This window comes from Natronosalvus amylolyticus, assembly GCF_024298845.1.
Taxonomy (GTDB): domain Archaea; phylum Halobacteriota; class Halobacteria; order Halobacteriales; family Natrialbaceae; genus Natronosalvus; species Natronosalvus amylolyticus.
On sequence record NZ_CP101156.1, the window covers coordinates 2,475,768 to 2,495,915 of the forward strand.

Below are 20,148 nucleotides of genomic sequence, written 5' to 3' on the forward strand. Positions count from 1 at the left end.
CCTAGTAACTTCTTGTTTTTGTTGAGGCTACGGACCAATTTGTTCTTATCTATAATAAAACCTTCCAGTTCCAAACACCCCCTCCCACCCCCACCTTCGTACTGCTCTCCACTCGAAACAAAGGGGTGGGGGGCTTCGCAACCTCTATGGTAACAAGCCACATCCATCATTCACCACCCAGTACACTTCTTTTTATCAATCCCTGGACATCGTGTTCGGCTGGTTTTCGGTCACGCGACTCTCGTATTCTCTCATCGGTTCTCGTATCCTCTCACCGGTTCTCGTAATATCTCACCTCTTGTACTCACAGAGATGCAAGGAGGAGCCCACAACTGAACTCGTGAGCCATTGAACGTACATTGACCGTCGGCTCTCGCTCGAGAAAATCAGCCACATCCGGTACACCCATTGGGTCCGATTGTGTACGTACGCGCAGCTATGTGTCCACCGAAGGATTCTACAGCGGACGATTCGACTGACGAAGTCAGTTCGACACTGCTCGAGTTGCTCGAAGGGAACGACCAACACGTTGCGGGCCTCGAGGATGATTACTTCGACGGTTTGCAGTCGAAACAACGCCCTGATGTGGTGTCGATCTGCTGTTCGGATTCGAGAGTCTCACAGGAAGGGATGTGGGCGCTCGATCGACCGGGAGCAGTGTTCACCCCCAGTAACATCGGCAATCAGGCATGGGACGATCACGAAGGCGAACGAATCGTCGACGGGAGCCTCCTCTATCCCGTCCACTATGCGGGAACGGAGGCGATTGCCGTCGTCGGCCACACTGGCTGTGGCGCAGTAACCGCAGCCTATCAGGCTGCAACTGGAGGCAATCTCCCGGAACCGGTCGGTGTTGGCAAGTGGGTCGACATGCTCGTCCCTGTCATCGAAGAAGGGCTCGAGAGTGATCTCGTCGATACCGAAGACGAAACCACGGGTGACTCTCTCGAAGAGTTCGAAATCATCAATCAGCTCGTCGAGTACAACGTCGACTATCAGATTTCGTTTGTAACCGAATCAGACGATGTACCAGAAGGTGTCGACACGTTCGGCTTCGTCTACGATTTCCACGGTGTGTACGGTGATGGACAGGGCCGTGCGTATCTCGTCAACTACAACGGTGAGACGAAGCCGTCTGCAATCGAAGCGATGCTCCCCGACGGTCACGCGGGCGTCACACGAAGTCTCCTCTACTGATCTACTCACCTGTACTGATTTACTCATTGTCAAAACTCGAGTGGTATCTCGGCTCTCGGAGACAACAGATCCACCGACAAAAGAGTACAGAGCCACCGACAGACGTTATGCTCATCCAGTTCGAACCCCCGAGCATGCCTCGACCGCCACTGTGGGATTCACTCTGGGGAGTTCTCGAGAGTGACACCGGTTTCTACTATGCGATGGGAATTCTCACTATCATCGTCTTCATCGTCGCGCTCGTTGCTGTCACTATGGTGACCCCTGTCGAGATCGGTCAGGGTGGTTTTCTCGGTATCGTGATCGGATTCGGACTGTTTATGCTGGTCTTTTTCGTCTCGATTTACGCGCAGCAACTCGAGGACGAAGAATGACTGCTAGTGACTGGCTACAAACCAGCGAAATCCAATACCGGAACGGTTATCCGTACAGGGCCGCTCGATTCAAAGGCAATGGCGAAAGGAACCGTTGATTTCTTCAACGACACTGGCGGCTACGGATTCATCGAGACTGAGGATGCGGACGACGACGTTTTCTTCCACATGGAAGACGTTGGCGGCCCGGACCTGGAAGAAGGACAGGAGATCGAGTTCGACATCGAGCAGGCCCCCAAAGGCCCACGCGCGACGAACGTCGAGCGCCTGTAAGGCGAATTCGCTGAGGTATTGATTTTCAAACTAATTCTCGCCCTCGAGTGGCAACTTCCCCACCGCTCGAGTAACCACTCTCCTCTCTTCGCTCTGGGTTCGACCCCATTTCCTCTCGAGTTGAAACAGGGGGCCGTTCCCGCATACCACGACTATGCCCCTTCACACCCCGGTTTGGGCCACCCTCGAGAAACCCGAACCCTAACTTTCCAGTGAGTTCCACTCGAGATTCCCCTCGAGAGACCGGTGTATTTCGAAAGAGGCCGTCGACGAGATTGAGGACGTGAATGGGATGGCGAACGAATCCGGATGGGATTTACCTTCCTCCACGCGCAACAGTGACTCGAGTATGTCCCATTCGACACCAACTGAAGCGGTTATTCGCCGCGGAGACGAAATCGAATACGAAACCGTCGAGGCAGCCGATGGACTCGAAAAAGGGGTCCTTATCGCGGATGAACACGGTGCCCCCAATTTCGCCATCCGCCGGTTTACCCTCGAAGCCGGTTCGGAAGTACCCAAACACACCAACGCGGTCGAACACGAACAGTACGTCCTCGAGGGATCGTACGTGGTCGGAATCGGCGACGACGAACACACGGTCGAAGCCGGGGATAGCCTCCTGATTCCGGCCGGCGTCCCCCACTGGTATCGAAACGAGGGTGACGACCAGGGGGCGTTCCTCTGTGCCGTTCCCAACGGTGACGATGCCATCGAACTGGTCGAATAACGTTCATAGGGATTATCGTAGCCATCCGGGGATCCCGAAGTCCGGGCTTCGGCGTTATATCTCGGTTCTTCGTTGGGAAACTATGAACTCCTACGATAATCCCTATCAGTCTCTGGCAAACAACCAGGTGATTGGTTCTCCATCTCAGCCGCGCACCCCAAGTGATCTCGCGGTTTCCTCCTCGCTCGGGTACCGAAACCGAAATCGCTCGAGCGACTGGATTCGAACCGCGTTGATCCGGCGACAAATCGACGAAAACGTCCATCAAATGGCTTCAAATTCTCGCAAACCGGAGTTATCAAATACCCCCTTCAAGTGAGTTCGACGGCCAGGGTCGGATGCGAATCATGAAACGACTAACGCTCATCGCAGCCGTCATGGCAGTGCTTGTCGTAACGACCGGCTTCGTCGCCGCAACACCCGGAAACGCGTCGCCAACCGTGGACGCAGATGATAATAGCACCCCGGTTTCAGCAGAGGACCACGCTGGCAACGCTGATGACCGTGCCCAGAACGCTCACGCAAACGGTTCCCCCGCTGACGTCCAGACACAGGGACCAAACGCTGAGCTCCCTTCGCAGGTTCCCGATCACGTCTCGGCCATCCATGACACGATCATGTCCTTCCTGGATGGAAGCCTCGAGGGCTCGCTCGGTGATGCAGTAAGCGACGTAACGCCGGGTGAGGGTGCGGACGAGAACGGTGACGACGCACACGAAAACAGCGAAGATGCACACGAAAACAGCGACGATGTTGCTGATGACCATCAGCAGTCGAACGGACCCGACACGTAGGCACCGTCAAACGGCTTTGGCCACTGACACACGCCCGTCCCCATCAGGGGACTGAATAACCACCCGCTGGCGCTTCCTCCTTCCCCTACCGACGATCCGTTAGCCTCGAGTGCTGACGGTGTTGACGGCAGACAAATGGTTCGGTCGCTGCACCGGCTTCGACGAATCGGTTGTCAGTTACCGATTCAATCGATTTCGATCCTTATCACCCGTTCCGTGCATTTTAAGCGAGGTGGCAAGTACCAGTGCGTATGAACGGTCGTGTCGGTGTAACAGTGCTGGTCACGCTGTTTGTTTTCGCCAGTATCGGTCCGGTTGCCGGCGTTCACGGTGCGACCGAAACTGGCGTTTCACAGCCGGAATCGTTCACGTTCCAGCAGGACCAGATCGACGCGGACGAGGTCCGGATGGACGTCTTCGTCCGGGCCGATGGAACTGCGGAGTGGACACTCGAGTTCTGGGTTCGTCTCGACGACGACGAGAGCGAGACGGCGTTCGAATCGTTGCAGTCGGATATTCAGGCGGATCCTGACAACTACACCGCCACGATGGCCGATCGGATGAGAGAGACGGCCGCAACTGCGAGTGACGCGACGGATCGAGAGATGAGTGTCGACAGCTTCGAGGTGGAAACACAGCGCCAGTCGCTCGCTCGCGAGTACGGTATCGTTCGGTACACCTTCGACTGGCACGGGTTCGCCGTGGTCGACGATGAGACGATCCGAGCGGGCGACGCTATCGAGGGCATCTACCTGGACGAAGGCACGCGGTTGCTCTTCGAGTGGCCCGAGGAATACGACCTCGAGACGGCCGCTCCCGAACCCGACGACGAACGCGATCAAGTGGTTATCTGGCGGGGTGGCGACACCGATTTCGTCTCCGGAGAGCCTCGCGTTGTTCTCACTACGGGGACTGGCTGGCTCGGAATGGCTCCCCTCGTCGCCATCGCGCTCGCGGTCGTGGGTGCCGGGGTTTACGGAGTCTGGTGGTACAGTCGACGCGACCGGAGCGTTGATCCCAGTGAGGTGCCTGGAACGGACTCAGGCACGCAATCTGCGTCCGATCCGTCACGAGCAGATACCGAGGCGGAGCCATCAGTGGATCACGCCGAGAAACCGACAAGTGAATCCGAAGCCGGTACAGATCGGTCAGAACCACCCAACGCTGCAGCAGTTGATACGACCCTGCTCAGTAACGAAGAGCAAGTTATCCGGTTGCTCGAGGAACGCGGTGGACGGCTGAAACAACAGACTGTGGTCGAAGAACTCGGCTGGACCGACGCCAAAACGAGCAAGGTGGTTACTGGGCTCCGTGAGTCTGGAGAACTCGAGTCGTTCCGCCTCGGTCGAGAAAACGTTCTGTCGCTGCCGGAGTCAGACGAGGCGAGTGGATCGTCCGAGGATGTCGACGTCGGCGGCGAGGGCGGCGAGGGCGGCGAGCAGGAGTAGCACCGTAAAATCGACAGACTGAGCGGTGATTGAAAACAGCGTTGAACCGCGTTGATGATCGTTGAATCGGTCACAACGTCTCGAAGGTATATCACCGATCGTGTACAATGGGGAACTAATGAACCGATATGCTTCCTCGATCACGCTGATGATCGCGGTGCTCGTGGTGGCGGTGGCGGTTCCGCTCGCTGCCGCGAGTGTTATTTCTGATGACTCCGTGGAGTCTGAATCCGATGTCGCGGCTGAATCGGTCGCGCCGGGTGAACAGCTCGCAGCAACTATCGGCGCGCAGAACGCCGAAATCGAGGGCGAAGTCAGCCAACGAGCGTTTGGTCTCACTGTCGCCAATGCCGAAACCGACGAGGCCAAAGCCACGCTCATCGCTGAACGGGTTGCAACGGACGAGACTCGTCTCGAAGAACTCGAAACCCGCCTCGAAGAGCTACAGGACGACAGAGACGAGGGGACAATCAGCGAGGGTCGCTACCGCGCCGAGGTCGCAACGGTCGTCGCTGAGATGGGATCGATCGAGCGACGGGCCGAAATTGCCGACACTGTGGCTGGGGGAGTTCCAGCGGATGTCCTGTCCGAAGCGGGTGTCGATACTGATGCTATCGAATCGCTTCGAGAGCGGGCTGGAGAACGCGGCGGCTCAGATATCGCAGACACCGCCCAGGAGATCGTCGGTGACGGGGTCGGCGAGTCGATGAGCGACGATCGACGGAGCGACCGCGGAAACGAGAGTACAGCGCCGACTGACAGCTGATACTTCCCCATAGATTCCGTATTCCCTGACGCGTCGAAGTTCGAACCGCTCAAGTAACCCACGCTGTTATCCACGCCCGTGTCAAAGCAGGTCCCCGAGGTCGAGACGCTCTTTTGCCACGAAACTGGGAGTGACTACCTCGTCGTCGTCACTCGAGATGGCAAACGACTCTTTCGCGCCAAACTCGGCCTCTCGGAGACCTCAGCGGGCCCGCGACCGGCCAAATTCCGCGTCAAACGCGGCTCGAGCGAGGAACCACGCCAACCCGACGAGTTCGTCGACCTGGCTCGTCGCGCCTCCCGGATCCGTATCTCCGAACAGACCTCAAAAAGCGGGCGAGAGGCTCTCCTGGAAATGTTCGCGGGATACCAACTCGATGACAAAGCAAAAGCCGTCCGGACCTGCCGCTACTGTGCGTCCTCGGGCCGGTACTCACCGATCACGACCGAGACGGCGATCAAGAGCGACGACGACTGGATCTGTACCGACTGTGCTTCTCGCGAACTCGAGCGTGAACTCTCCTACGTCGGCAACGTCACCGGTGCCGCCAAGGATCGACTCGAGGAACTCATGCTCGAGGTACAAGACCTCGAGCGAATCACAAATCTACTCAAGGGCCGCCTCGATCCCGATCTTACCAAGTTCGACACTATCTCGGCGACCACCGACGAGGTGGACCCGGTCGGCGTCGACACCCTGAACCTGCATCCCGGTCTCCAGAACCTCCTCGAGGATCGATTCGATACCTTGCTTCCGGTTCAGAGCCTGTCGGTCGAAAACGGATTGTTTGACGGGGACGACCAACTCGTCGTGAGTGCAACGGCGACCGGGAAAACGCTCGTGGGGGAACTCGCCGGACTCAATCGCGTCCTCAACGGGAAGGGGAAACTCCTCTTTCTCGTCCCGCTCGTCGCGCTGGCCAACCAGAAATACGACGACTTTCAGGACGAATACGGCCACCTCGTCAATGTCTCGATTCGCGTAGGGGCGAGTCGGATTGCCGACTCCGGTAACCAGTTTGACCCTAACGCGGACGTCATCGTGGGCACCTACGAGGGAATCGACCACGCCCTCCGGACCGGAAAGGACCTTGGTGACATCGGCACCGTCGTCATCGACGAAGTCCACACCTTGAAAGAACCCGAGCGAGGCCACCGGCTCGATGGACTCATCTCGAGGCTTAAATACACCTGCGAGAAACGCCAGCAAGCGCGGGATAGCTACGGTGGAGCGCAGTGGATCTATCTCTCGGCGACCGTCGGAAACGCCGAACAGCTGGGAGCCGCACTCGAGGCGACGCTCATCGAGTTCGAAGAGCGTCCGGTCCCCATCGAACGCCACGTCACGTTTGCTGACGGCCGGGAGAAGGTGAACGTCGAGAACAAACTCGTCAGGCGTGCGTTCGATACGGAATCTTCCAAGGGATATCGCGGACAGACGATTATCTTCACTAACTCTCGACGACGCTGTCACGAGATTTCGCGCAAACTCGAGTATAACGCGGCTCCGTATCACGCGGGGCTCGATTACAAGCGGCGCAAACGGGTCGAACAGATGTTTGCCGACCAGGAACTGGCGGCAGTCGTCACCACGGCAGCGCTCGCTGCGGGGGTGGACTTCCCGGCCTCACAGGTCATTTTCGACTCACTGGCGATGGGTATCGAGTGGCTTTCGGTCCAGGAGTTCCATCAAATGCTCGGCCGAGCCGGGCGACCTGACTACCACGACAAAGGAACCGTGTACGTCCTGGTCGAACCCGACTGTAGCTATCACAACTCGATGGAGATGACCGAAGACGAGGTCGCGTTCAAACTCCTCAAAGGGGAGATGGAACCGGTGATGACTCAGTACGACGAAGCGGGTGCCATCGAGGAAACCCTGGCCAACATCACTGTCAGCGGCAAAGCTGCCAAATCCCTCAACGATCGAATGCTCGGCGAGGTGCCGACGACCCACGCTATCGGTAAACTCCTCGAGTACGAGTTCATCGACGGATTCACCCCGACGCCGCTCGGGCGCGTGGTGACCGAACACTTCCTCTCGCCCGGCCAGGCGTTCGCTATCATCGACGGAATTCGAAAAGGCGCTCATCCGTACGATTTGGTTGCCGACATCGAACTGCGTGACCAACGTCTCTAGTGGCGAAAAGGGCCAGAACAGTAAAGAAACGTGACCGTGTTATTTCACGTAGCGTCACGCGACGCACGTGTGTATGGACCAAAGTATCCCCGAGTCAGTTTCGCCACCGTCGAACGTGTTGCTCGTCCATCGATCGAGCACTACTGCAGACGCCTGTCAGACTCTCTGTCACCACGAAAAAGGCTCTCAGACGGCAGCACTCAGGGTGACGTTTTCGAGTGATACACTCGAGAACTCACCACACGGAACCGCCAACCCGACAAAAATAGGTGCTATTTCGGTTGGCGATGTCCTTCGTGGTGCAACGACTGCACGGTCAACGGGTGGGACACACGGAGAACCGGATTTCACCGGCGATGTCGTCTTCGATGCGATCACTGATCCGACCGATCTCTCCGCGATTGGCGTCTCTGTCAGTCGATTTTGCGAACAGTGGGGAAGTGAATACCAACTAACAGTCTGTTTTCAATCACTGGATGCGCTCTTGAACCACGCACCGCCAAAGACGGTGTTTCAATTCATCCACGTACTCACGAACCGACTCTCGAGTGTCGACGCACTCGCGCACTTCCACCTCGACCCAGGTGCACACGAAGATCGCATTGTCTCCACGTTCGGGTCGATTTTCGACGAGGTGGTCGTCGACGACAGCGTCCACAGCGACGTCCCGCAAGCAACGGATGAAGATATCGCTGCACTACTTGGCGAGTGGGATGACCCAACCGAGTGGGCAACTATTGAGCCAACCGTGGGTCAGGAGGCCACCGACGATGACGTCGCCCGCGTTCTCGAGGATTGATCGTTTGGTCCACTGTGGCTTCGATTCCGACTAGAACCCTACCCTGTGAGCGACTGGCTCGGTGGCGTTGCACATAGCAAACGACAAACGAAACCCTTTATCCGCTCCACACGAAAGGAGTGTTTGCGGGACCGTGGGTTAGCCTGGTATACTTCGGGCCTTGGGTGCCCGTGACCCCGGTTCAAATCCGGGCGGTCCCACTTATTGTCGTCACATCTTAAGTGACGAACAGATGTCCAGAGCGCTGTTCGTGGAAATCTCTCGTGGCGATCGTGAACTCGAGAGGTTGTCGGCTTCACTTTCGGGCCAGTTTGCTACCATTTATACCCCATGACGACCGTATACCAGTGCAATGGCGCAAGCGGGCAATTCCGAACTCGTCGACGCGTTCGAGCAGTTCTTCCGCAACTACTACGATAACGAAATCAAACAGCTCGCCCAGCGCTACCCTAACGAACAGCGCTCGCTGTACATCGACTGGCAGGATCTCTATCGATTCGACCCGAACCTCGCTGATGACTACCTGAGCCAGCCTGAACAGCTCCAGCGATATGCCGAGGAAGCGCTCCGGCTGTATGATTTACCGATCGACGTCAGCCTCGGGCAGGCACACGTCCGAATTCAGAACCTGCCGGATACCGAATCGCCGGAGATCCGAGAAATCCGCGCACGACACATGAACACGCTCGTGCAGGTGCGCGGCATCGTCCGGAAGGCAACCGACGTTCGGCCCAAAATCGAGGAAGCTGCCTTCGAGTGCCAGCTCTGTGGGACACTCAACCGAATCCCCCAATCGACTGGTGACTTTCAGGAACCACATGAGTGCCAGGGCTGTGAACGACAGGGTCCATTCCGGGTCAACTTCGACCAGTCCGAATTCGTGGACGCCCAGAAACTGCGCATTCAGGAGAGCCCCGAAGGCCTGCGTGGCGGGGAAACGCCACAGGCAATCGACGTCAACATCGAAGACGACATTACCGGGGAAGTGACCCCCGGGGACCACGTTTCGGCGGTGGGTGTGCTTCGCCTCGAGCAACAGGGCAACCAGCAAGAAAAGTCACCGATCTTTGACTTCTACATGGAGGGAATGTCCGTTCAGGTCGACGAAGAGCAGTTCGAGGACATGGACATCACCGACGAGGACAAAAAGAAAATCTACGAAATCTCCCAACAGCCCGACGTCTACGAGCAGATGATCGGCTCGATCGCGCCCGCCATCTACGGCTACGAGGAGGAGAAACTCGCGATGATGTTACAGCTGTTCTCAGGGGTGACAAAGCACCTTCCGGACGGCTCGAGGATCCGTGGTGACCTGCATATGCTGCTGATCGGGGATCCGGGTACGGGTAAATGTGTAGCGGGCAACACTCGAGTATTACTCGGAGACGGGTGTGAAGTTCCTATCAAGGACCTCGTCGAGTCAAACCTTGATGAGCCAAAACCGATCGATGACGGCTGGTGGGACCATGTCGATTTCGAGGTCCCCTCACTGCAACAGGACGGTACCATCTCGAATCAACAAGCTACCAAGGTTTGGAAACGCGAAGCACCCGACCAACTGTATCGAATTCGAACCTCGAGCGGTCGCGAACTCGAGGTGACGCCGTCGCATCCGTTGTTCGTCCCGTCTACAAACGGATTTTCTCCACGTCGAGCCGAGGAACTGAAACCTGGTCAAACGATCGTAACCGCCCCGAACCCTCGACCGGACACGAACGGAAAACGAGTCGAAGCAACGGTTCCGGACGGCGGTGTGCGATACACCACAACTGCCCAGATCGAATCGATCGATTCCGTAACACCTGACGATGACTGGGTCTACGATCTGGAAATCGAAGGTACGCACAATTACGTTTCGAACGGAGTCATCTCCCACAATTCCCAGATGCTGGGGTATATCCAGAACATCGCCCCCCGCTCCGTATACACGTCCGGGAAGGGTTCGTCCTCGGCCGGTCTCTGTGTCACTGGTGATACACTCGTCCACACATCGGAGGGCTTTCGACGGATTCGAGACGTCGCAACCGAATCCCATCCCGAGCCAGTTACGGACGAAACTAGTGCCGAACGAGCGATCGACCTCTATACCTTCGACCGTGATTCGGGTTCGCTCGAGATGCGACCCTCCTCGCACGTCTGGCGGATGCCGAAAAAGCCGTGTCGTCGGATCGAAACGATGCGGGGCAAAGAACTCGAGGCATCTAGGAACACGCCGGTACTGACCTGTGGTGACGACGGCATCGAATGGATACGAATTGCTGACATTGAGCCGGGAGATCACGTGGCGATGCCGGCGTACAACGAGAACACCGTTGGAGACGAAACCGGCAACACCACGATCGAGCGAGACACACTCTCCATCGCGGATTTCCTCGAGTTCACCAACGAAAAGCTCAAACTGACTCCGGAATCCATCGCTCACATACGAAAACGCCTCTGTGAGGAGTTCGGAACGCTTCGAGAGGCAGCTGCCACACTCGAGTTGCCAGAGGATTTCGTGTACGACACGATCCGAAACCGGCACGTTCCGCTGGAGCGACTCGAGCGGATTTTGGAGGTGATCGATACCGATCTGGCCGATCTCTCGATCGATCGAGCGATGCTTCGCCACGGAGATAGCATTCGGATTCCGGACGAATTTGACGAGGATCTCTGTTACCTCTTTGGTTTCGTGGTTGGCGATGGCGATATTAGTGTCTCACGACGTGGTGGCAATCGAGGACTCGTCCGGATTTCGAACAGCGACGAGTTGCTCCTAGAGCGAGCCGCCGACATCATCGATGCCAAATTTGACAAGCAGGTGGAAGTCGAATACCATGACGACCGCGTCCCCTGTATTCGACTCAACAGCGCCACGGTCGCCCGTCTGTTCGCGAACCTCGGGATGGAATGTCCGAAGAACGACCTCGAAATCGATTCACGATTGACTACGTGCGAGCACGCCGACGCATTCTTACGTGGGCTCTTAGATGCGGACGGATCCGTTTCGAACCGCTCCAATGGTGGGTCAAGCATCCACTTTTCGACGATAAGCGAGCCGTTAGCAAAACAGGTTCAGCTAATGCTCGAGACCTACGGCGTCAACGCACGGGTTCGAGAACGGGACCGGCGCGGTGTATCGGTCCTCGAAAACGGGTACGAAATCGAGTCCAAACACGTGCAGTACCACCTCGAGTGTTACGGGAAAGACATCGATCGATTCGCAGCGATGGTTGGCTTTGGTTGTCCGCGAAAGCAGGCTGCTCTCGAGGAAATCACCGAGGATGCAGCGCGGCGTGACGCCTCGATCCCAATCGGCGGCGCACTTGCCGCCGTCGAAGGAGCGACTGGTGAGTACTATATGAACTGCCACCGCGGCGATCATCCAGGGCGAGGTCGTGCAAAGCGGATAGTCGATGATCTTGATCTCGGGCCACTCGAACCGCTCGTCGAGGAAGCCGCTACCGCCCAGCTTTATTGGGACGAGGTTGCCGCTGCCGTCGACACGGGTGAGAAGGAAGTATTCGACCTTACTGTCCCGGAGACGCACAACTTCGTCGCAAACGGTATCGTGACTCACAATACTGCTGCCGCGGTGAGAGATGACTTCGGCGACGGCCAGCAGTGGACGCTCGAGGCTGGAGCGCTCGTTCTCGCTGACCAGGGAATCGCGGCAGTTGACGAACTCGATAAAATGCGGTGTGTGACCGGTGATACGTTAGTACAGGCTGGGGACGGAATCAAGCCGATACGGGAGATTGCTCATGAAGCAGCCCTAAATGGGGCGGTAGAGCACCTCGAGAACGGCCGGACAATCAGGGATGTTGATACGAATGTCTGGACGATGACCGACGACGGTTCTCTCGTCAAACGGGACGTGCTTGCCGTTCACGAGTACGAGGCACCGGATGAACTCTGGCAGGTCGAATTAGAGAGTGGCGAGCAAATTATGACAACTGCTGATCACCCCTTCTTTGTTTTGGAGAAGGGATCACGGACGGAGGTCAGTGCAGAGAATCTTACGACGGGTGACTGGGTCTACGTCCCGAATTCGATCCCCACAGAGATAACAGACGGGGGAGTGACGACGCTACCAGTACAAAATTCGTCACCTCGATCATCAGTGTCCCCTCTTGAGCCTGCATTCGGCGCGATCCTCGGATATCTCGCTGGCGACGGAAACATCTTCTATAACCGACAAGAAGGGTGCTACGGTTTCAGGTTTACCAATAAAGAAGAACAGCTACTCGGCCATTTTGAAGAAGTATGTGTTGAAGCTCTCGGTAAATCCCCTGTAAGGCATCCAAGTGAACAGCGTGCTGATGGGGTCAAAACGGTTCGATTACACGGAAAACCGTATGTTGACAAACTCCTCAATTCAGGGGCAAATCTCGAGACTTACGACGGTAAGCGATTACCCGATGCGGTAAGCGCATCATCGAAAGAGACGAAAGCTGCTTTTATCCGGGCACTTGCAGATTCTGAAGCTACCGTTGGTAAACGCGCGGTGAAAATCTACTCGTCAAGTTATGAGTTGTTACTCGGGACGAAGATGCTTCTCCTCGAATTCGGCGTGTCGAGTCAGATTCAGACAAGGGAACGGCCTCGAGGTCGCGATCTGTACGTCCTCGCAATCACATCCAAAATATCACTCAAGGCCTTCAACAGAGATATCGGATTCACACTCCACCGAAAACAGAAGGCACTCGAAGAGGCGTGCGACCGAACGGCTGGAACGAGAACGATACTCGATGTGCTGCCAGAATGCGGTCCGCTATTCGAGCAAGCACGAGGTGGCCTTCGACTCTATCAATCGGAGTGTGGTCTCAGGAATAGTGCGACGTACTGTAATTTTGAGAATGGGGACGCCAACACGTCGCTCCGTCTTGCAAAGACGATCATCGAGACATTCAAACGGCGCAAACGAAACGCACAGTCCGATTTTGACGAACTGAAAACGGAGACGAGCTGGGACCGACTCGAGGAACTACGGAACCGATACCACATTTCGCAGTCCGAACTTGCTGCAGAAATGGCAATATCACAACAGCAACTGTCTGCTCGTTGGGGAACTCAGATCGAACTTCGCGAACGTGTTCGAAATCGTCTCCGTTCCCTGCTCAAGATACCATCTACTGTCGACCTCACTCCGCTCGAAGAGTTGATCGAGGGTGATGTCAAGTGGCGGCGTGTCGCTTCCGTGACACCAGTCGAATCTCAAGAACACGTTGACGGTCGTATTTCGGTTCTCAAAGAACGACTTGCTGAGGTTACTGGAACGGCTGACCCAGATTGCGCACTCGAAGCTGCAAGCTCGCTTCTCAACGAGCGCGATGAGTCTATCGAGAATTGGTGCAAACTCCGACAGGAAATAGATCGATACGGAATCACGTTTCAAGATATCGCAACAGAATTAGCCGTCGATAGCTCCACTATTTCTCGATGGTTCTCGGGGAAAGTCGACATCGGTAACTTCGACTCGGTCCACGCCGTTTGTGACGACCTTATCGAAGAGAAGTGTACTCAAATTCAACTGCTCTATAGTGAGATTGAGCGTCGTAGCGAACCGAAGGTGTATGACCTCACGGTCGAGGGCACGCACAATTTCATCGCGAACGGGATGGTCGTCCACAACTCAGAGGACCGCAGTGCTATGCACGAAGCCCTCGAGCAACAGAAAATCTCGGTTTCCAAGGCGGGAATCAACGCGACGCTCAAGTCCCGATGTTCGCTGCTCGGCGCGGCGAACCCCAAGTACGGTCGGTTCGACCAGTACGAACCGATCGGCGAGCAGATCGAACTCGAGCCGGCGCTGATTTCGCGATTCGACCTCATCTTTACGGTGACCGACCAACCGGACGAGGAGAAAGACCGCAATCTGGCCGAGCACATCCTGAATACGAACTACGCGGGGGAGTTGACGACCCAACGGCAGCAGATGTCGTCGGTCGAGGTTTCGACGGATGAAATCGAGGCGATGACCGAGAAGGTCGATCCGGTGATCGACGCCGACCTGTTACGCAAGTACATCGCCTACTCCAAACAGAACTGTCATCCACGGATGACCGAGGAAGCCCGCGAGGCGATTCGGGATTTCTACGTGGACTTGCGATCGAAGGGGGCCGACGAGGACGCCCCGGTGCCGGTGACGGCCCGGAAACTCGAGGGACTGGTCCGGTTGTCGGAGGCGAGCGCCCGCGTTCGGATTTCCGATACGGTCGAAATCGAAGACGCAGAGCGGGTGATCGATATCGTCCGGTCCTGTCTGCAGGATATCGGTGTCGATCCCGAGACGGGTGAGTTCGACGCGGATATCGTCGAAGCGGGGACGTCAAAGTCCCAGCGTGACCGGATCAAGAACATCAAACAACTCATCAGTGACGTCGAAGAGGAGTACGACGACGGTGCCCCAATCGACGTGGTGTTAGAGCGGGCCGAGGAGATCGGGATGGACGAGTCGAAGGCCGAACACGAAATCGAGAAACTCAAACAGAAGGGTGAGGTGTACGAGCCGAGTACGAACAATCTGCGGACGACGTGAAGAGGGCGTATTTTCAGCGGCCGTCGTCTTCGAAGCGTATCCTTCATACTTACTCGAGTGATCTGTTGGGTATATTGCAGTTCACTTCATCGAACACTCGCCAAGCAGTTCGACGGTCGATCGAACGGTAGCTGGCGTGACGTCTGCGACGCTGGCAGCCTCAGCCTGCGTGATCGAAACCGAACTCTCGAGATGCTGGGCGGCTGCGTACAGGCAGCCTGCGGCGACGCCACAGGGGTTTCGGCCGCCGATGAGCCGGTTCTCGAGCAGGCTTTGGACCGACTGTTTGGCGTGTCGTTCGATACTCGTATCGAGGTCGAGTTTGGAGGCAAATCGCGGGAGATACTGGCTCGGGTCTATTGGACCCACAGGGAGACCGAGCTCCCTGTTGAGGGCGTCGTAGGCGGCTTTGAGTTCGTCCGTCGTCGCTTTCGCCTCACTGACAATCTCTTCGACTGTTCGTGGAATCGAGAGAATTCGACAGACTGCATAGATGGCTGCGGCGGCAAAGCCCTCGAGTGAGCGGCCCTGAAAGAGATTTTCTTTCTGCGCGGATGTATATAATGAGCACGCCTGCTCCTGAACCGAACGGGGTAACGAGAGGTGCCCGATGAGCGACCGAATCTCGGTGAACCCGTATACGCGGTTTCGATCGGCTTTCGTCGGGATTCGAGCCCGGTTGTGTTCTCGGCGGAGTCGATGCATTTGTCGACGTTTTCGCCCGGTGAGTCGACTGCTCGAGCCGTACCCGATTTCGGTGGAGAGTCCACGGTCGTGCCGAGAACGGGTGAGCGGGGCACCGGTACGACGTTGTGATCCGTTCGAGTCGTCGAACGAACGCCATTCGGGTCCGGGATCGATTCGGTCTTCGCTACAGATGAGTCCGCATTGTTCACAGAGTCGCTCGGCGTTCTTCTCGCGAATACGGCCAGCACATTCGGGACAGCGTTCGGGATCGGGAACGTCGCTTCGCTCCATTGGTAGTTGTTTCACTCGGTATTTTATTTAAACTAAAGGATATGGACCATATCAAAGGGGTGAAAATAGGTTAACATCTCGATATAGTCTCGAGTGCGTCCGTATCCCGTCGATTGGTGGCAAAAACCAACTCTCACTCGCCTCGAGCCAGTCGTGTCCCGATTCGTTCTGGTAATCCGGCGGTCGTGACGGCGGTCTGTACGCGGTCGATGTCGTATTCGACACGGTTGGTTGTCACGTCCCGTTCCGCGAGATCGAGCACGGCATATGCGGCACGCGAATCGCCGTCGCGGGGTTGGCCGACGCTGCCTGGGTTGACGACGACGCCACCCCCGTAGCGTTCGACGTGCTGTACGTGGGTGTGGCCGAGCACCAGTACCGATTCGTCCTCGAGGAGTCGCGGCGAGAAATCCTTCGGATAGGTGTAGCGGTCGGGGTCGTCCGGATGACCGTGGACCAGTTTGATCCGCTCGTCGAAACACGTCCGTTCGTCCGGCAGCGCGGCCAGCCACTCCCGCTGGGGCGTCTCGAGGTGCTCGAGCGCGTACTCGACGCCGGCCTGCGCCATCCGATTGAACCGGAAGCCGGTTTCGCGGACGACGGCTCTGTCGTGATTGCCCATTACTGTCGGTACGTCGAGTTCCCGGAGCGTATCCACGCACTCGCCCGGCCAGGGATTGTAGCCGACGACGTCGCCCGCACAGACGATTGCATCGACCGCTGGACAGTCCTCGAGGACGGCCTCGAGGGCGGGAAGGTTCCCGTGGATGTCCGAAATGAGTCCGACCTGCATGGCTCGAGGTGACGGCTGCAAGATGTTTGTAACTGACGGCGCTGATGAATTGGATCTAGCGGTGAGCGAAATCTCGCGGGGCGAAAGCAGTGTCGACTACTGACCGCCGTTGTCGATAGCGGTCTCGAAGCCGTCCTCGGTTCGAACGACCCCAGCAGCACAGACCGCGTGTTCGAACTCGCTCTCGAGAGCTTCGCTGGCGGCGACGTCGGCACTCGGGGCGTCGAAGTCGAACGCCTCTGGGGTGTCTTTCTCGTAGGTCGCAACGAGGGTCGGTTCGTCGACGGTCTCGACCAGCAGAGCGTCGCGGCGGACGGTGGCGATCAGGGCCTCGCCGTCGGCGTCGATGGTGGCGGCAATTCGGGGGGTGTCGTAGTCGTCCTTCTCGAAATCGAGCGCGAGAAGCGCAGTTGCCAGGGCGTCTCGAGCCGGGTAGCCCATCTCGAGTTTTTCGGCGATGGGGTCAACGTGTGAGCCGTTACCGAAGGCGACCGTCTCGCTCGTCGGCGTGTCGACGACGCGCAGACAGTTGTAGGCGACGTAGGGGTTGTCCGTCTCGGGGGCGTCTTCGGTCGGGCCGACGGTGAGGGCGTCTTCACGGGCGGTAATCCGGCGGTTGGGGAACGATCTCGAGGAAACGCGGTAGGCACCGACGTCCGGGCCGACGACGACGAAGCGTCCGATGTACATACGCGTTCGTGCGTATCTCGAGGGAAAATAGGTATCGATCTATGCATGTCTGTCCCTTGTGGCGCTGGCTTCCGATGGAGCGGGCCGAAGGCATCATGGGATTTATAGCGTCTAGTTGTCATTACTTGCCATGAAAACGGTCAGGGCCGGCGATCCGGAATCGCTCGAGTTCGGGGACGGCAGCCAACGCCACACTCTCACAGGGATCCTTGGGGCGACGGACGTGGCGATCAACCGGTACCGAATCGCTCCGGGGGACGGCCTCCCCGGGGGGCTCCACACCCACATGGACCAGGAAGAGGTGTTCTACGTCCTCGCGGGGACGGTTACCTTCGAAACAATGGGGGGAACGGTCACGCTCGAGGAAGGCGAGGCCATCCGATTCGGCCGTGGCGAGTACCAGTCCGGGAAAAACGAGGGGGATCGTGACCTCCTCGTCCTGGCGATCGGTGCCCCTCGTGAGACGGACGATATCCGGATTCCGGTCGACTGTCCCGCCTGTGGGCACGGCAATCTCCAGTTACGAATCGGTGGACAGGAGGTGGACTTTCGCTGTGCCGAGTGTGACGGGGAGTTCATTCCGGATGACTGCCCCCAGTGTGGACACGACGAACTTCGCGTCACTCGAGGTGGGGACGGAGCGACCGTCGTCAGGTGTGAAAGCTGTGAGAGTGAGTTCGAACACCCGCCGATTCGGATGGAATAGCAGCGAACGGGTAGCTATGGCGGGGACTGGCCAACGAGCACGAGCGTTTCGCTCTCCGGCGGAGCAGTGGTCCGAACCCGACAATCATAAATACACCCCGAACAAACTCACGCTGCACGCAGACCCATGGGGTAGCGGCCAATCCTGAAGCCTTCTGGGGGCTTCGACCCAGGTTCGAATCCTGGTGGGTCTACTTCTTACATTTCAACTCGAACGAATCCAGACCTACGTCTCCTGATCTCCAGTGGAAATGAAGGGGTTTGTGGTACACTCGTCCCATTCTCACAGCACTTGCCACACCAGAAACTTTAGACGCTCGAGGCCCGTGTCATCGGTATGAACCGGCGCGAACTGGTGGCTGTGGCTGGCTCGCTGTCGCTCGGGAGTCTCGCCGGGTGTCTGGGTACACTCGGTGACGACGAGTCGTCGAACTACTGGCCCTCGAGTTACGACACGATGGACTACGAGGACGTAACCGTCCCGCTGGTTCCCCTCGAGGACGCGTTCGAGTGGTACGAAGCCGACGACACCCGGTACGTGGACACTCGAGGACCTGGCCAGTACGCCAGTGCCCACATTTCTGGGGCGGTGTTGAGTTCGGCTCCTGACGGCGAGGAAGACGACCCGACTGAGGATTGGGATCTTGACACGCGAATCGTTACCTATTGTGACTGTCCACACTCACTTGCAGCGATGCGAGCGAGTCGCCTGCGACAGGCGGGCTTCGAGAACGTCTACGCCCTCGATGATGGGTTTCCAGCGTGGCGGGACGCCGGCCATTCCGTCGTGACTGAGGAGGGGACCGATTCGATCGATGCCTACGAAATCGTCGGCCGCTCGAGTCCCGACTACGCCGACGAGTACGTCTGGCTGTCGACGGTCGACGGTGCCCAGCGTGAGATCACCCAGGTGCAAGCCGATGGCTCCTACGAACTCACCGTCCGGTTTTCCGGAATCGACCGCGATACCGTGTTAGCCCTCGAGGCACCGGAGTACGAACTCGAGGCGACTCTCGAAGAACTGACGGCTGGCGTGGTCACTGCGTGATCGAAGAACTGACGGCTGGCGTGGTCACTGTCTGCTACTGGTCGTCGTGACTCCCTGACACCGCTTGTCACCAGCGTTTCGTATCACTTCTCGTTCTGATCGGCGAGCCCCTTAGGGTTCTCGAGGCCCTATTTTCCGTTACTCACTGCAGGCCATCCGACCCATACCATTCGACCACGACCATGCACACCATCGCCTCCCCGAAAACCTCGCTTTCGCTGCCTGCTGGCCCCTCGCTTCCGGACCGGTCCCGGCGCGCTCGAGTCGAACCCATGTCCGTCCTCGCACTCGGCGGCGGCCTCTACGAGGTCGAAACCGACGACGAGACGACGTATCTGGTCGACCTCGAGGCTGGCCGCTGTACGTGTCCGGATCACGCGTTCCGGGACGCACGTTGTAAACACGTTCGACGGGTTGCCATCGAGATTACCGAGGGTCGAACCCCGCCACCGGGGCAGGTTGCAGTCCCCTGTTTCGACTGTGGGGAGCCGGCTTTTATCGACGAAACTCGAGCGCCGACCGAGGAACCAGCGTACTGTCCGGGCCACCGGCTTCGACCGGGTGATCGGGTTCGCGACCGAGAAACCGACGATGAACTCGTCGTCGTCGGGCAGTCGCGGCGGCCGGCCGAGACGGTTCGGATCGACGCGGCTGATACGACGGTCGCAGGGTACCCCACGAACCGGCGCTACAGTCCAACCGTTCCCGTCGTGGGAGCGATCTATCCCCACGCCACAATCGATGCCACGGGACCGACTCCCGAGTCGCTGCGAGTGTACGTCTTCCCGCGGACGCGCCTCGAGAAACTTCGAAATCCGCTGGGGGAGTCGAACGTCTCGTGATCGGTGTCGATCCACTCCGATAGCCGTCGATGTCCCCTCGAGGAGCCACCCC

General features: G+C 57.8%; 16 protein-coding genes and 2 tRNA genes. 15 read left to right on the forward strand and 3 right to left on the reverse strand.

Annotation, left to right across the window (positions count from 1 at the left end; all coding sequences use genetic code 11):
* The first annotated feature begins 438 nt into the window (after window positions 1-438).
* The 11 genes from NLK60_RS11585 to NLK60_RS11635 all read left to right on the forward strand — a co-directional run bounded on the left by NLK60_RS11585 (window position 439) and on the right by NLK60_RS11635 (window position 15,040).
* Entirely contained in the window at window positions 439-1,197 is a 759-nt protein-coding gene (locus tag NLK60_RS11585) for a carbonic anhydrase (RefSeq protein ID WP_254807940.1), read from the forward strand.
* A gap of 134 nt (window positions 1,198-1,331) precedes the next feature.
* Window positions 1,332-1,571 carry a hypothetical protein gene (locus NLK60_RS11590; RefSeq protein ID WP_254807941.1) on the forward strand — a complete coding sequence of 80 codons (240 nt, stop codon included), beginning with the start codon at window positions 1,332-1,334 and terminating at the stop codon, window positions 1,569-1,571.
* 78 nt (window positions 1,572-1,649) lie between these two features.
* Window positions 1,650-1,844 (forward strand): cold-shock protein, encoded by a 195-nt coding sequence (locus tag NLK60_RS11595; RefSeq protein ID WP_252701219.1) that lies wholly within the window; start codon window positions 1,650-1,652, stop codon window positions 1,842-1,844.
* 349 nt (window positions 1,845-2,193) lie between these two features.
* Window positions 2,194-2,574 (forward strand): cupin domain-containing protein, encoded by a 381-nt coding sequence (locus NLK60_RS11600; RefSeq protein ID WP_254807942.1) that lies wholly within the window; start codon window positions 2,194-2,196, stop codon window positions 2,572-2,574.
* Between the two features lie 347 nt (window positions 2,575-2,921).
* Window positions 2,922-3,368 carry a hypothetical protein gene (locus tag NLK60_RS11605; protein ID WP_254807943.1) on the forward strand — a complete coding sequence of 149 codons (447 nt, stop codon included), beginning with the start codon at window positions 2,922-2,924 and terminating at the stop codon, window positions 3,366-3,368.
* A gap of 251 nt (window positions 3,369-3,619) precedes the next feature.
* Window positions 3,620-4,816, forward strand: coding sequence for a helix-turn-helix transcriptional regulator (locus NLK60_RS11610; RefSeq protein WP_254807944.1), 1,197 nt, complete (start codon window positions 3,620-3,622; stop codon window positions 4,814-4,816).
* 118 nt (window positions 4,817-4,934) lie between these two features.
* Entirely contained in the window at window positions 4,935-5,582 is a 648-nt protein-coding gene (locus NLK60_RS11615) for a hypothetical protein (protein ID WP_254807945.1), read from the forward strand.
* Between the two features lie 78 nt (window positions 5,583-5,660).
* Window positions 5,661-7,721 carry a DEAD/DEAH box helicase gene (locus NLK60_RS11620; protein ID WP_254807946.1) on the forward strand — a complete coding sequence of 687 codons (2,061 nt, stop codon included), beginning with the start codon at window positions 5,661-5,663 and terminating at the stop codon, window positions 7,719-7,721.
* Window positions 7,722-7,794: 73 nt separating this feature from the next.
* Complete coding sequence (locus tag NLK60_RS11625; protein ID WP_254807947.1) at window positions 7,795-8,520, forward strand: DUF7504 family protein; 726 nt, start codon at window positions 7,795-7,797, stop codon at window positions 8,518-8,520.
* A gap of 127 nt (window positions 8,521-8,647) precedes the next feature.
* Window positions 8,648-8,720, forward strand: a tRNA-Pro gene (locus tag NLK60_RS11630).
* Window positions 8,721-8,872: 152 nt separating this feature from the next.
* Window positions 8,873-15,040 (forward strand): LAGLIDADG family homing endonuclease, encoded by a 6,168-nt coding sequence (locus NLK60_RS11635; protein WP_254807948.1) that lies wholly within the window; start codon window positions 8,873-8,875, stop codon window positions 15,038-15,040.
* A gap of 81 nt (window positions 15,041-15,121) precedes the next feature.
* Here the strand turns inward: NLK60_RS11635 and NLK60_RS11640 are convergent, their stop codons facing one another.
* The 3 genes from NLK60_RS11640 to NLK60_RS11650 all read right to left on the reverse strand — a co-directional run bounded on the left by NLK60_RS11640 (window position 15,122) and on the right by NLK60_RS11650 (window position 17,501).
* Complete coding sequence (locus NLK60_RS11640) at window positions 15,122-16,018, reverse strand: transcription initiation factor IIB (protein WP_254807949.1); 897 nt, start codon at window positions 16,016-16,018, stop codon at window positions 15,122-15,124.
* A gap of 133 nt (window positions 16,019-16,151) precedes the next feature.
* Window positions 16,152-16,811, reverse strand: a complete 660-nt coding sequence (locus NLK60_RS11645; protein ID WP_254807950.1) for a metallophosphoesterase family protein — start codon at window positions 16,809-16,811, stop codon at window positions 16,152-16,154.
* 96 nt (window positions 16,812-16,907) lie between these two features.
* Window positions 16,908-17,501: an IMP cyclohydrolase gene (locus tag NLK60_RS11650; RefSeq protein ID WP_254807951.1), complete on the reverse strand. Its 594-nt coding sequence runs from the start codon at window positions 17,499-17,501 to the stop codon at window positions 16,908-16,910.
* Between the two features lie 130 nt (window positions 17,502-17,631).
* Between NLK60_RS11650 and NLK60_RS11655 the strand changes: the two genes are divergently transcribed.
* From NLK60_RS11655 to NLK60_RS11670, 4 genes are all read left to right on the forward strand, one after another.
* Window positions 17,632-18,207, forward strand: coding sequence for a cupin domain-containing protein (locus NLK60_RS11655; protein ID WP_254807952.1), 576 nt, complete (start codon window positions 17,632-17,634; stop codon window positions 18,205-18,207).
* A gap of 120 nt (window positions 18,208-18,327) precedes the next feature.
* Window positions 18,328-18,400: transfer RNA gene (locus NLK60_RS11660), tRNA-Gln, on the forward strand.
* Between the two features lie 143 nt (window positions 18,401-18,543).
* A complete protein-coding gene (locus tag NLK60_RS11665) occupies window positions 18,544-19,254 on the forward strand; it encodes a rhodanese-like domain-containing protein (RefSeq protein WP_254807953.1) in 711 nt (236 codons plus the stop codon).
* 182 nt (window positions 19,255-19,436) lie between these two features.
* Window positions 19,437-20,096: an SWIM zinc finger family protein gene (locus NLK60_RS11670; protein WP_254807954.1), complete on the forward strand. Its 660-nt coding sequence runs from the start codon at window positions 19,437-19,439 to the stop codon at window positions 20,094-20,096.
* The last annotated feature ends 52 nt before the right edge of the window (window positions 20,097-20,148 follow it).